The following is a 13,058-nucleotide window of genomic DNA, read 5'->3' on the forward strand; positions in this document are numbered from 1 at the left end:
CTGACGGAGCGGTCCGGACGTTTCTGCAACGTTCGGTAGTTATGAAGTGACATATAAAACGGGAAAAATACTGGCCACGAGATGGTTATAAATGTAAAGATAGTGGAGCTCGCGCCGGCGAAGTCGCACCCAACGAAACTTTTCAACCCCAAGGAGACTTAAGCCAGTGAGCGCCACTGATACGGCCTCGATGCCGGCCGTTCCGGCGTCGGACCACGCCCACGTACTCGAGGCGACCCCCGAAACCCTTCCCCAGGACTCCCGCCCCCTGCCGGAGCTCCCGGCGGGCGCGTGGTGGCCGGTCGCCGCGTCGATCTTCGCGATCGCGTGGGGCGGCAACGAATTCACCCCGCTCCTCGTGATGTACCGCGAGGTCTCTCACTTCTCCGATCTCGTCGTTGACGGTCTCCTTGGCGCCTACGTTCTCGGCATCGTGCCCGCCCTCATGATCGGCGGTCCCCTCTCCGACGTTTACGGCCGCCGCCCCGTGCTGCTGCCCGCCGCACCACTCAGCTTCCTCGGCAGCCTCATGCTGCTGCTCGGCCCCGGCTCGCCCCTCATGATCGGCATCGGCCGCATCCTCTGCGGGCTCGCGCTCGGGCTCGTCATGGCGATCGGCACCGCATGGATCAAGGAAATTTCCGACGCCTCCGGAGCCAACCCCGCCGCTGGTGCTCGCAGGGCGTCGCTCGCCCTCACCACGGGCTTCCTCGGTGGCGCCCTTGTGGCGGCAATGCTCGCGCAGTGGGGTCCCTGGCCCACGCGAACCTCGTATGCGCTGCACATGCTCATGACGGTCGTGACCGGTCTGTGGCTTTTCACCGCCCCCGAAACCCGCAAGCCGGGACATCTTCCCGCGGAGAATGAACCCGTTTCGGGCGCCGAGACCCTCATGTCGAAGCTCCTCGTGCCGAAGGCCGCGCACAAGCGATTTTTGCGCGTCGTGCTTCCCGTTGCACCTTGGGTTTTCGGGGCATGCGGCACTGCTTACGCCGTGCTGCCCGCGCTCCTTAAGGACCGCGCCGGTGATTTCCCGATCGCTTTCGCGGGCCTCATGACCGCGGTGACGCTCGGCTTCGGCGTGGGTATTCAAACCATTGGCAAGAAGATCGACACGCATCGAAGCGCGCGTGCTTCCGTGATCGCGATGGCGATCGTCGCGACCGGCGCAGTGTTCGCCGCGGGGGCCGCTTCGACGACGAGCCTCGCGATTGGTCTTGTCGCCGCGGCGATCCTTGGCTGTGGCTACGGACTCGCGCTCGTTGCGGGCCTGAGCGAGGTGCAGCGCCTCGCCGGTCCCGACGACCTCGCTGGCCTCACGGCCGTGTTCTACTCGATCGCGTACCTCGGCTTCTTCGTGCCGATGCTGCTCGCGGCACTCAGCACGATCTTCAGCTACACCACGATGCTCATCGCGGGCGCCGTGATCGCGATCCTCACTCTCGTCGAGGTCGCGCTTGCCTGGCAGGCGCACCTGCCAGGCGCCCACGAGTAAGCCTTATGCGGCGGGCTCAGCCTCGAGTTGAGCCGGGTTCCTGAGTGAGAGCAGGCCGCCGACCGCGAGCGTGACGAGCACGCCGAGCAGCGGATACCACTGCCACGCGATCCACACCTCGCCCACAACGTACTTCTCCATGACAAAGAAGAAGGCGTTCGTCGCAATCGCGCACAGGAACGCAATGTTCGCATCGAGGGTTCGCGCGCGCTTGTTCACGATGCCGAGCACGAATGTGCCGAGCAGCCCGCCGTAGGTGATGCCCGCGATGCCGAGGGCGAGCACCACAATGCTGCCCTCATCGCTGCGGAAGAACGTCGCGGGGAGGATGAACAGGAGTCCCCACACGATCGTCGCGACGCGACCCGCCTTGAGCTCGTCGTCCTTCGTCATCGGGGTGCGGCGCAATTTCCCCACGACGTCCGTGACGGTCGAGGAGCTGAGCGCCGAAAGCGACGAGGAAAGCGTGGACATGGCCGCCGCGAGGATACCCGCGAGAAGCAGACCCGAGATGCCCGCAGGCAGACCCTCAATGATGAACTTCGGGAAGATCTCGTCGTCGCGCGTGAGCCCGAGGTCAGCGGGGGTGGCATGGTGGTACCAACCCCACAGCGCGAGTCCCACCACGAGGAAGATCGCGAACTGCACGACCACGACGAAGCCCGACGCGATGAGTGCCTTTTGCGCTTCCGCCTTCGTGCGGCATGCGAGGAGGCGCTGTACGATCAGCTGATCCGAGCCGTGCGACGCCATCGCGAACACGGTGCCACCAAGAAGCGACGGGATGAGGCCAGAGGCGCCGCTAATCGGGTTCTCGCCGAGAATAAAGAGGTTCGTTTTGCCGGCCTCGACCGCGTCGGTGAACCATGAGAAGCCGAGCGAGGAGCTCACGACGATGATCGCCAGCAGCCCGCCCGCGACATACAGGAGCATCTGCACCACGTCGACCCACACGACCGCGCGAATGCCGCCGATGAAGGTATAGAGGATCGTGACGACTGCGAGCACGACGATGATCACGAAGTAGTTCGTGTGCACTCCGAGCCCGTCGAGAATGATTTTGAGAGGAATGGCCGCGGCGAGAACGCGGACACCGTCGGCAAGAAGGCGCGTAAAGAGGAACGTGACGCCCGCCGTGGTTTGCGTGGCCGAGCCGAAGCGCTTACCGAGGTAGGCGTAGGCCGTGACCATTTCGCCGTCGTAGTAGCGGGGGAGCAGGAGGTAGGCGACGATCACGCGGCCCACGATGTAGCCGAAGCCGAGTTGCAGGTAGCTGATGTCGCCCACGTAACTCATGACGGGGATGCCGATCACGGTGAGCGCGCTCGTTTCGGTTGCAACGACGCTCAGACACACCGCCCACCACGGGATGTCGCGCCCGCCGAGGAAGTAGTCCTTGGCGTCGGATTGCTTTCCGCTGAGCTTGAGGCCCAGCCAGGCGGTCGCGATGAGGTACGCGATCACCACAACGATGTCGATGATCTGCATGAATACTCCTAGGGGCGTGCGGGAGTGTGGTCAAGAGACTCCGCGCGGCGCCGCTTCCCAAGGAGGTGCGCAACGCTGCGCGTGGAACCATCGTACGGGCAAACCCTAGTTTTTGGAAGAAAATTTTACAGTGGGGTCGATGGGCCGCTGGGCTCGCGGCAGCTTTTCCACAACAAGCAGATACGACTCCGTCACGAGCTCGCGCACGAGCTCCTCATCGAGGCTTGGCCCGGGCGTCAGCGAAATCCAGTGCCGTTTATTCATGTGGTAGCCAGGAGAAACGTCCGCATACATCTCCCGCAGCGCGACGCCGTCACTCGGCGCCGCCTTAAGCGTCACCATCTCCACGCCCGTCACCTCGGTTTGCAGCATGAACACCTTGCCGCGCACCTTCCACACATCCCAATCCGGGCCGAAAGGCGTACCGACGCTCGTCGAGGGAAGCTCCGCGGCGCGTGCCGCGGCGACCTCGAACAGTTGGTGGCCGTCCATTACTTGCCCGGCAAGCGTCGGCCCCGCCCGACCAAACGACCAGCGATCCGGCCGCGCGAACGCTTGTGCCCCGTGACCCGGAAGAGCCACAGGAACGGTTCGGGGATTGCGCGCGCGATGGGGGCGCTCAGCGCCCAACGCCACGGGGCATTCGAGTCCTTATTGGGCTTGGTTTCGAGGGCGTGGACGACTGCGTCGGCGACCTCATCGGGGGTCATTGTGCCCACGAGAAGCTCGACCTTCGGCACGCGGCTTTCGGAGTTGGGGTTCGCCTTGAAGTAGTCGGAGTGCACGCGCGTGGGGGTGAGCGAGCCGACGTTGATCCCCGTGCCGTGGAGGTCCTGGCGCAGCGCTTCGGTGAAGCCGCGAACGGCGTAGCGCGCAGCGGCGTAGCCCACTGCGCCGGGCCACGCGATTTGGGCGACGGGGGAGTTGATCTGGAAGATCGTGCCGCTTCCGCGGGCGAGCATCGGTTCGATGAGACCGCGCGTCATGTCGAAGGCCGCGAAATAGGGGAGGGCCATCTGGTCACGAGCTTCTTCGGGGCTCGTTTCCTCGATGCTGAGGAAGCGGCCCGCGCCAGCATTGTTGATGAGGATGTCGGGGGTGCCGTGTTCGACGAGGATCCTCTCGCATACTTTGGCGACGGCTGCGGGGTCGGAGAGGTCGACGGGGTAGTACGAGGCACCGGTTTCTTCCGCGAGGGGCTGGAGTTTTTCTTCGCGGCGGGCAAGCAGGATGAGGCGGCATTCGCTATCGGCGAGACGCCTCGCGAGAGCTGCCCCAATGCCCGCGGAGGCACCGGTGATGACGATCAGTTCGGAGGTGAGTGCGCTGGGGGTCGCCTGGGTGCTCTTTGTGCGCCTGGTGCTCTTCTTAACCATGCCCCGAGCTTATCGAGCGGCACCTTCGCTCACGCCGAGGAACCACTGGATCGCGGCGGTCGCCGCGCCGCGCGCCCAGAACGCGAAATTGTGTTCGCGCAACTGGATATCGAGGCCGCTCGCGCTCACGTGTCGGATCTCGGCGATGCCCGCATCGAGCTCCTCTTCGTTGCCGGCGAGGAACCTCGCGCCCTCACCAGAAATCACGACGGCCTGCGGCATCGTGAACGCGGCGGCGGTGCCCACGAGGCGCCCCACCTTTCGCGCCGCTTTCGCCGATTCTTCGGCGCTCAGTTCGGTCGCGCCACTCAGATCTGGCCACTCCGGGCCGCGGATACCGTCGGTGATCGTGCCGAAGCCCGTGTTCTCATCTGTGATCACGCACCCATCCATCACGAGCGCAAAGCCGGTACCAATTCCGACGGTCACCACGATGAACCTCGAAGCCTCAAGGCCCGCGCCGAACCAGTTTTCCGCTTCGGCGAGTGAGGTCAGGTCATGCACGATGAGCACCGGAAGCCCCGTGAGCTCCTCGAGCCGATCGGCGGCGCGCACGTTTTCCCAACCGAGGAATGGAGCCTCCCGCACGACGCGACCGCCGTCGATCTGCGCGCCAATATTCACGCCGACGCCGGCGATGGGGAGAGCGGGGTGCGCTTCGGCGAGGGAGTCGCGAAGTTCGCCTATGAGATTGCCGGCCTCGCGCAGCACAGCGGCGGGCCGAAGATCGGTGAGGTGCGCGGTGCGCGAATCGAGCACGTTTGCGCGCGCGTCGGTCACGATCGCGACGAGGCTTTCGTGCGTGATCGATACCCCGATGAGGGCGAAGCTCGCGAGATTCACCGAGAGGGGGATCGCGGGCCTTCCCACCTCGCTCGGCACGGGAGTTCCCTGCAGCATGAGCTCGGCCTCGACGAGCGGGGCGGTGACGCGCGTGAGGGACGCGGCGCTCAGCCCGAGACGCTCGGCGAGCTGCGTGCGCGGAAGCGGCCCGTAGCGCAGCAGCTCGAGGTACACGCGCCTGGCAGACGGCGGGAGCGTGTCGAGCGCGAGGCGTTCGGGGACGGTCGGGGTGTTCACGGTAGTCAACTTTGCCAGATGGTTGGAGGGGCGGTGGTCACGGCGCGGGGTTACGCACGTCTAGCTACGTCAATCGGAGCTTGGGTTTCGATTAGTCGACGCGTTACGCACGTTTACCTACGTCAATCGGAGACTGGGTTTCGCTTCCTCTCGCCGCCTCGTTCATTCTGTCTCTCAAGCGATATGGCTCCCACTTTCGCGTGGCGCACCCCCTATTCCCTGGACGAGTGCTTGACGCGAGTTTATTTTATAACGAAAATAAGTAGGTCGTTGAAGACGCACCTCAAGGAGAAACCATGGCGACCACCACCCGTCGCGGCTTCCTCGCGGGCATGGCCGGTCTCGGAACCCTCGGCGCCCTCGCAGGATGCGGCGGCTCGAACTCGGGCACCACCTCGCTCGAATACTTCCAGTTCAAGTCCGAGGCAATCGACCTGTTCAACTCGATCTGCGAGGAATACAACGCCCAGTCGAAGAACGTCCATGTGCGGCAGAACTTCCAGGCCGACAACGTGACAGCGCTTCGCGTGCGGCTCGTGAAGAACAGCATGCCCGATATCGTCTCGATCAACGGCGACTACAACTTCGGCTCGATCGCTCGCTCAGGCGTGTTCTACGACTTCGCGAAGACTGACCTCCTCGACAAGGTGCAAGACGCCGTCGGCGAGATCCTCCCGAGCCTCGGCGCCGGTGCGGAAGGCGAGGTCAACGGCCTGCCGCTCTCGACAAACGGCTCGGGAATGATCTACAACAAAGACATCTTCGAGGATTTCGGAATCGAACCTCCAAAGACGTGGGACGACCTCATCGCTGCGGCTCACGAGTTCGAAGCGGGGGGCATCGACCCGTTCTACTGGGGCTTCCAAGACAACTGGACCGGCGCCCCCATGTTCTCCTCGATCTCGGGCAACTTCCTGCCGGACGTCGCCGAGTGGTACCAAAAGCGCCTCGACGGCGAGACGACCTTCGAGGACCTCCGCCCGGTTCTCGAAAAGATGAACCAGATCGCCGAGATGGGCAACAAGAACAAGTACGAGGTCGACTACAACGGCGGAAACCAGGGCTTCGCCCAAGGCAAAGCTGCGATCTACGTGCACGGCACGTACGCGATCCCCGCGATCCGCTCCTACAACCCCGACATGAACCTCGGCACGTTCGCGACCCCGGCCGACGACCCGGCGGATACGCGCGTCGTTTCCGGCGTGGACGTCGCCCTCACGATGGGCGTTGAACCGGAGCATGAGGAAGAGGCCCTCGACTTCATGCGCTACCTCATGAAAGAAGAAAACGTGCTCGCCTACTGCAAGGAGCAGGTGGCCTTCCCGACGCTCAAGGACACGGCGACCGACGATCCCGCGCTCCAGGGGCTCCAGGACTACTTCGCAAACGACCTCATCGCGACGTACTCCGACCACAACTTCCCGCAGGGCATCAACCTCAACAACTACATGCAGCAGTTCCTGATCGACCACAACATCGACGCATTCATCAAAACGCTCGATAGGCAGTGGGACAAGGTCACAAAGCGCATGGCCGCGACGGCGTAAGGAGAAGCCACGGTGTCTCAAACGCACACAAAATCCGGCTCCGCGCCGGCACTCAGTTCAAAAAAGAAGCGAATTGACCCCGCCCACATCTGGATGGTCATCCCCGCGATCATCATCTTCGTGGCCCTGCTCGTGTGGCCCCTCATCCAGGGCATCTTCTACACGTTCACGAACTACCAGGGCTATGGCGACTGGCGCTTCGTGGGCCTCGACAACTACAAGTTCCTGTTCCAGGACGACGTGATCTGGGGAAGCTACGGCTTCACCTTCCTCTACGCGATCTCCGCGACCCTCGCCACGAACGTGATCGCGATGTTCCTCGCGCTCCTGCTGAACTCCGCGATCAAGGCGAAGAACATGTTCCGCGGGATCTTCTTCCTCCCGTACATGCTGCCTGTGCTGATCGTCTCCTACATCTTCAGCTACCTGTTCACAAACAACCTCCCGCTCGTGGGCCAATGGCTCGGCTGGGAATGGCTCTCGACTTCGCTCCTCGCAAACGAGAGCCTCGCATGGATCGCGATCGTGTTCGTGGGCGTGTGGCAGGGCGTTGCCTTTACGACCCTCATCTACATCTCGGGCCTGCAAACAGTGCCCGAAGAGGTGTACGAGGCGGCCTCGCTCGACGGCGCCGGCAAATGGAAGCAGTTCTGGAAGATCACCTTCCCGCTCATCATGCCGTTCTTCACCATCAACGTGGTTTTGAGCTTCAAGAACTCCCTTGGCGTCTTCGACCAGGTCGTTGCCCTCACGGAAGGTGGCCCGGGCACGGCCACGCAGTCGATCTCGTTCCTGATCTTCAAGAACGGTTTCCAGGGCGGCGAATTCGCCTACCAGACCGCGAATGGCGTCATCTACTTCATCATCCTCATCGTGCTGTCGTTCGCACAGCTGCGATTCCTCCAGTCCCGGGAGGTCAACTGACATGAGTACCCAATCGATTCCGAACCCAGGCGCGGAAGCACCCGCGAAGGAAAGCATCGAAAAGGGCGGGGCAAGCGTCGGAAAGCCCCAGCGCAACAAGCGCCGCTACCGCCTCCACCGAACAAACTGGTGGGCGACCGCCCTCGTTGCGGTGCTCTCCCTCACGATCCTTGTGCCGTTGTACTTCGCGGTGGTGACCGCGTTCAAAACGGCACCCGAGCTTGCCGAGAGCGGCTTCGGCCTGCCGAACCAGTGGAACCTCGACAACTTCGTCGAGGCCTGGCGCCTCACCGAGTTTCCGAAACGTCTCATGACGAGCGCGATCATCACGGTAGGCGCAGTGATCGTCACGCTGCTCACGAACTCGATGGTGGCGTACGCGATCGCACGAAACCTCCATCGCAAGAGCTTCCAGTTCCTCTACTACTTCTTCGTGGCGGCGCTCTTTGTGCCGTTCCCGATCATCATGCTGCCCGTGGTCAAGCAGACGGCCGCACTCGGCATCGACAACGAAGTCGGCCTGATCCTCCTGTACACCGTGTACGGGCTCGCCATGAACATCCTGCTCTACGTGAGCTTTTTGAAGTCACTGCCGGAGGAACTCGAAGAGGCCGCGCGCCTCGAAGGCGCCTCCACATGGACCGTGTTCTGGAAGATCGTGTTCCCACTCATGGCACCCATGAACGCCACGGTTGGCATCCTCACGTGCCTGTGGTCGTGGAATGACTTCATGCTGCCGCTCGTGATCCTCTCCGATCCCGACTCGCAGACACTGCCTCTCGCGCAGTACGTGTTCCAGGGCCAGTTCAACACCAATTACCCTGTGTCGTTCGCGAGCTACCTCATGGCGATCGCGCCCATGATGCTCGTGTATGTGTTCGCGCAGAAGTGGATCATCTCGGGCGTGATGCGAGGCTCGACCAAGTAGCTCGCTTGTGACGGCGCCGCGCTTGCCCGGTTCCGTCGCTTTTTTGGTTGGTTCCGTCTCTCTTTATGAAGAAAATGTCGCTCCCTGCCCGCGCTATGCGGGGAGGGAGCGATTTTCTTTATGAAGTGGAACGGCCTGGCCACCGCACTGGGGGCCGCCGTGCCGCTGCACCGCGACACCGTGTGCCGCACCGTGTACCGACCGCGCCGCCGCCTCGTGCCCGTCACTCTCTATGAAGAAAAAGTCGCTCCCCACCCGCGCCGCGCGGGGAGGGAGCGACTTTCTTTATGAAGTGGAACGGCCTGGCCGGAAATCGGTGCCAGGGGTGGGCCGTGCGGCCGGGTTTGGGGTTGGGATTAGCAGTCGGGCTGGACTTAGCCGAGGAGCGAGGCGAGCCTCTCACGTTCAGCCTCAACATTGGTCCCCGCGGCCTCCGCGACGAGCGCGAGCGCGAGCGCCATGCCGAGCGCGCCCGGATCAGGCGTACCGAGCACACGATCACCGAGATAGCTCGAACGCCCGCGCCCGCCTGACATCTCCTTCGTCGACTCCGCACCGTCAATGCCGGCGCCGATGGCCTTGGCATCCAAATCACCTGCGCCCGAGTTCGCGACCGCGTCGAGCACGTCGACGATCGTGCGATCGCCAGGCTCGGCACCGCCCACGCGTGTGACCGCTGCGCGAGCCTCCTTCACTCCCTCGAGAAGTGAGCGGTCGTCCTTCGCGGCCGCGGCGATCTCCTGGAAGGCGATGCCGAAAAGCGGACCCGAGGAGCCGCCCGTGTCGTTAAGGAAGCCTTCCGCGATCGAGTTGAGGTCCGCAGCGAGATCGGCGTCCTGGCCGCTCGCATGCGCGAGGGTTGCTTTCGCGGCATTCGCAAGATTCGTGCCTACGTCGCCATCGCCGGCCTTCTGATCAATCTCGTCGAGCGCTGAGCGGGAATCCTCGAGCGTCTCCACGAACCGGGAAAGCCAAGGCGAAGGCTGCTTCGCTCCGGCTGAGGAATCGGCCGAAACTTCATCGCTCGCAGCATCCTCGCTGGTGGTTTCGCGACCAGCTCGCGCATCGAAGCCCTCCGGTATGAGGCGTGGCGTGGGCAGCGCCGTCGTTTCGTGAGGCGCGCACACGTATTCGAGCCACTCCTCCTCGAGTGCCGTGAGCGTAATAGAGAAGCCGGCCATGTCGAGCGCAGTCGTGTAGCTTCCAGAGAATGCGACGCGCACGTCAATGCCCACATCAACGAGGGCTTCGTGAGCGGCGGCCTGGATGTGCAGCAGCTCTAGCGGGGCGAGGCCGCCGAGCCCATTGACGAAAAGCAACGCGCCCGCGCTCCTCTCGAGCTTCTCGGCGAGGGCCCCGCGCAGCTCGCCGATCATGCGGCTTGTGAGCTCGGCGAGCGTCGGCTGGGAGATGGTTTCCTTCGCGCTCTCACCGTGGATCCCCACGCCGTATTCGAGCGTGCCCTCCTCGACGTCGAAGGCGAGGTGGCGAGCGCCCGGGGCCGTGTGGGCGCGGCGGGCGACCGAGAGTGACCGGGTTGAGGCTACGAGAGCATCGCCGAGCTCCTTGAGTTCCGCGAGGCCAAGTCCCTTATCGGCGGCAGCGCCGAGCACCTTCTCCACGAGGGTCGTGCCGGCGATGCCGCGGCGGCCCACGGCACCGGAGTCGGTGCCGAGATCATCGTCAACAAGCACCTGCGCGCTCTCGATGCCCTCGGCTGCGAGGCGCTCCGCCGCAATATTGAAGTTGATGCAGTCGCCCGTGTAGTTCTTGACGATGTGGAGAACGCCGCCGCTCTTCGCCACGGCGCGGCTCGCCTCGAAAATCTGGCGCGAATGCGGGGACGTGAACACTTCGCCCGGCACTGCCGCATCGAGCCCGCCGCGCCCCACGAAGCCCGCGTGCATTGGCTCGTGGCCAGCGCCACCGCCGCTCACGAGGGCAACCTTGCGCTCGGGAGCCGGCTTCGTCGCGCTCACAAAGTACGGGTCGTGCGAGAGGGCGACCGCGTCGCCTGCCGCCGCCGCTATCGCGGAAAGCGCGTAGAAGGAAGGGGATGCGGAATCCGAATAAAACGCGGGCACGGGAACCTCCTGTGGTCGTTGTGCGCTCGTGCTTTCACGGTAACAACCGGCTCTTGACCGCCGCTGATGACACCGAAGCGCAAGACTCAATCGCTGGCACCGAAGTTCGGGTGCGGGGTGGGCTTGCCGTGAGAAATGTGGGCGCGATGGTGTCGGCAAAGGGGAGGCAAGGAGAGGATTGCCGTGAGAAATGCGGACGCGATGATCCCGGCAGGCGTCGGAACCTCAAGATTGACCAGAAAACCCAACATTTCCCCCGACTTTCTTTTGCGGGGAAAAAATCTCGACTACCGTGGTGCCATGAACGAAAAACTTCGCCCCATGCCCCCGCTCGCCGACGCCCCCGGCGCCGACCAGCCCGACTGGTGGAAGAACGGAGTCGTCTACCAGATCTACCCGCGCTCGTTCGCCGATTCGAACGGCGACGGCATCGGTGACCTCCGCGGCATCATCAACCACGTTGACCACCTCGCCGCGCTCGGCGTGCAGACAGTGTGGCTCTCCCCGATCTACCCCTCGCCGCAAGACGACAACGGCTACGATATCGCCAACTACCGCGACATCGAGCCCATGTTTGGCACCCTCGACGACTTCGACGAACTCATCGAGAAGCTCCACGCGAACGGCATTCGTCTCGTCATGGACCTCGTCGTCAACCACTCGAGCGACGAGCACGAATGGTTCATCGAATCCCGCTCCTCGCGCGAAAACCCCAAGCGCGACTGGTACATCTGGCGTGACGCTCGCGAAGTGGAAGGATTGAAGCCCGGCGAGCGCGGCACCGAGCCCAACAACTGGGATTCCGCCTTCAGTGGCCCCGGCTGGCAGTGGGACGAGAAGACCGAGCAGTTCTACCTGCACATGTTCTCCCGCAAGCAGCCCGACCTCAATTGGGAAAACCCCGAGGTCCGCGAGGCCGTCTACGACATGATGCGCTGGTGGCTGGACCGCGGCGTTGACGGTTTCCGCATGGACGTCATCAACCTCATCTCGAAGCCCGAAGGTCTCCCCGACGGCCCGCCCACGCAAGACGGCCTCGGTTCCGCCTTTGAGATGGTCATGACCGGTCCGCGTTTCCACGAATTCATGCAGGAGATGCGCCGTGAGGTCTTCGCGAAATACCCGAAGACCTTCGTCAATGTTGGCGAGACCCCCGGTATCACTGCCCACGACGCGCTCCTCACCTCCAAGCCCGAACGCGGCGAGCTTGAAATGGTGTTCCAATTCGAGCATGTCGGCCTCGAGCACGAGGGCCACAAGTTCAACCCCTCACGCCCGCTGCCGCTCCACGAGCTCGCCGGCAACCTCGCCCGCTGGGATCGCGAAGTTGCCGAGGAAGGCGGCTGGAACTCGCTGTACTTTGAGAACCACGATCAGCCCCGCTCCGTGTCCCGATGGGGCGATGACGATCCCGCGTGGCGCGTTCGAAGCGCGAAGGCGCTCGCCGGCATGCTTCACGCGCACCGCGGCACACCCTACGTCTATCAGGGCCAGGAGCTCGGGCAGATCAACTTCCCGTGGGAGCGCCTCGATCAGTTCCGCGACATCGAAGTACTCAACTACGTGCGCGAATCCGAAACATTTGGTCACGGCAGCTTCGAGGAGCTCCTTCCCGGCATCAGCGACATGAACCGCGACAACGCCCGCACGCCGATGCCGTGGACCGGCGCGGTCGATTCGGGTGCCGGCTTCGGCGAGGGCGAACCGTGGATCGCCGTGAACCCCGCCGCCGGTGAAGGCATTAACGCCGCCGACCAGGTTGGCGTTGAGGGTTCGGTTTTCGAGTTCTACCGCGCCCTCATTGCGCTGCGCAAGAGCGAGCCGCTTCTCGTGTCGGGCGGCTTCGAACTGCTCGGCCCAGTCGAGAGCATGGGGGAGGGGCTGCCAGGCCAGTCCGGCCCGTCGCGCGTGTGGGCCGTGCGGAGGTTTGGTACGGCGGGGGAGGGGTCCGACGCTTCCTCGCTCATCGCCGTTGCGAACTTCTCGCGCGAGAGTGTAGAGCTCGGTGAAAACGTGTGGCCTGCCGGTGCTGAGGTTGTGCTGTCGAACGTCGCCGAAAGCGAACGCGCTGGTGAACAGAAGCTCGGCGGATGGGAGTTCGCACTCCTCAAGGCGTGAGCGCCTGAGTATTGCGTA

The 13,058-nt window shown here is 63.8% G+C and carries 10 protein-coding genes; 5 read left to right on the forward strand and 5 right to left on the reverse strand.

Going from position 1 to position 13,058, the window contains the following annotated elements:
- Positions 1-166 precede the first annotated feature (166 nt).
- Entirely contained in the window at positions 167-1,495 is a 1,329-nt protein-coding gene (locus M3B90_RS02775) for an MFS transporter (RefSeq protein ID WP_259888527.1), read from the forward strand.
- A gap of 3 nt (positions 1,496-1,498) precedes the next feature.
- Here the strand turns inward: M3B90_RS02775 and M3B90_RS02780 are convergent, their stop codons facing one another.
- The 4 genes from M3B90_RS02780 to M3B90_RS02795 form a co-directional block, all read right to left on the reverse strand.
- On the reverse strand, positions 1,499-2,983 hold the full coding sequence (locus M3B90_RS02780; protein ID WP_259888528.1) for a sodium:solute symporter: 1,485 nt from the start codon (positions 2,981-2,983) through the stop codon (positions 1,499-1,501).
- A gap of 105 nt (positions 2,984-3,088) precedes the next feature.
- Positions 3,089-3,475, reverse strand: a complete 387-nt coding sequence (locus M3B90_RS02785; protein ID WP_259888529.1) for an MmcQ/YjbR family DNA-binding protein — start codon at positions 3,473-3,475, stop codon at positions 3,089-3,091.
- The gene (locus M3B90_RS02790) at positions 3,475-4,359 is read right to left on the reverse strand and encodes an SDR family oxidoreductase (RefSeq protein ID WP_259888530.1); all 885 of its coding nucleotides are present in this window, start codon (positions 4,357-4,359) and stop codon (positions 3,475-3,477) included. The genes M3B90_RS02785 and M3B90_RS02790 overlap by 1 nt, the downstream gene beginning before the upstream one ends.
- Positions 4,360-4,368: 9 nt before the next feature.
- Positions 4,369-5,439 (reverse strand): ROK family transcriptional regulator, encoded by a 1,071-nt coding sequence (locus M3B90_RS02795; RefSeq protein WP_259888531.1) that lies wholly within the window; start codon positions 5,437-5,439, stop codon positions 4,369-4,371.
- A 296-nt stretch (positions 5,440-5,735) separates the two neighbouring features.
- Between M3B90_RS02795 and M3B90_RS02800 the strand changes: the two genes are divergently transcribed.
- From M3B90_RS02800 to M3B90_RS02810, 3 genes are read left to right on the forward strand one after another with little or no spacing between them, the layout of a single operon-like run.
- Positions 5,736-6,986 carry an ABC transporter substrate-binding protein gene (locus tag M3B90_RS02800; protein WP_259888532.1) on the forward strand — a complete coding sequence of 417 codons (1,251 nt, stop codon included), beginning with the start codon at positions 5,736-5,738 and terminating at the stop codon, positions 6,984-6,986.
- A gap of 12 nt (positions 6,987-6,998) precedes the next feature.
- Complete coding sequence (locus M3B90_RS02805; protein ID WP_259888533.1) at positions 6,999-7,910, forward strand: carbohydrate ABC transporter permease; 912 nt, start codon at positions 6,999-7,001, stop codon at positions 7,908-7,910.
- Position 7,911: 1 nt separating this feature from the next.
- Positions 7,912-8,838 carry a carbohydrate ABC transporter permease gene (locus M3B90_RS02810; RefSeq protein ID WP_259888534.1) on the forward strand — a complete coding sequence of 309 codons (927 nt, stop codon included), beginning with the start codon at positions 7,912-7,914 and terminating at the stop codon, positions 8,836-8,838.
- A gap of 374 nt (positions 8,839-9,212) precedes the next feature.
- On the opposite strand, the gene M3B90_RS02815 is transcribed toward M3B90_RS02810, so the two are convergent.
- Positions 9,213-10,922 carry a dihydroxyacetone kinase subunit DhaK gene (locus M3B90_RS02815; RefSeq protein WP_259888535.1) on the reverse strand — a complete coding sequence of 570 codons (1,710 nt, stop codon included), beginning with the start codon at positions 10,920-10,922 and terminating at the stop codon, positions 9,213-9,215.
- A gap of 300 nt (positions 10,923-11,222) precedes the next feature.
- Here M3B90_RS02815 and M3B90_RS02820 point away from each other — a divergent pair, with 300 nt between their 5' ends.
- Complete coding sequence (locus M3B90_RS02820; protein WP_259888536.1) at positions 11,223-13,040, forward strand: alpha-glucosidase; 1,818 nt, start codon at positions 11,223-11,225, stop codon at positions 13,038-13,040.
- Positions 13,041-13,058 lie beyond the last annotated feature (18 nt).

It is taken from the genome of Dermabacter sp. p3-SID358 (assembly GCF_025147465.1).
Classification (GTDB): Bacteria; Actinomycetota; Actinomycetes; order Actinomycetales; family Dermabacteraceae; genus Dermabacter.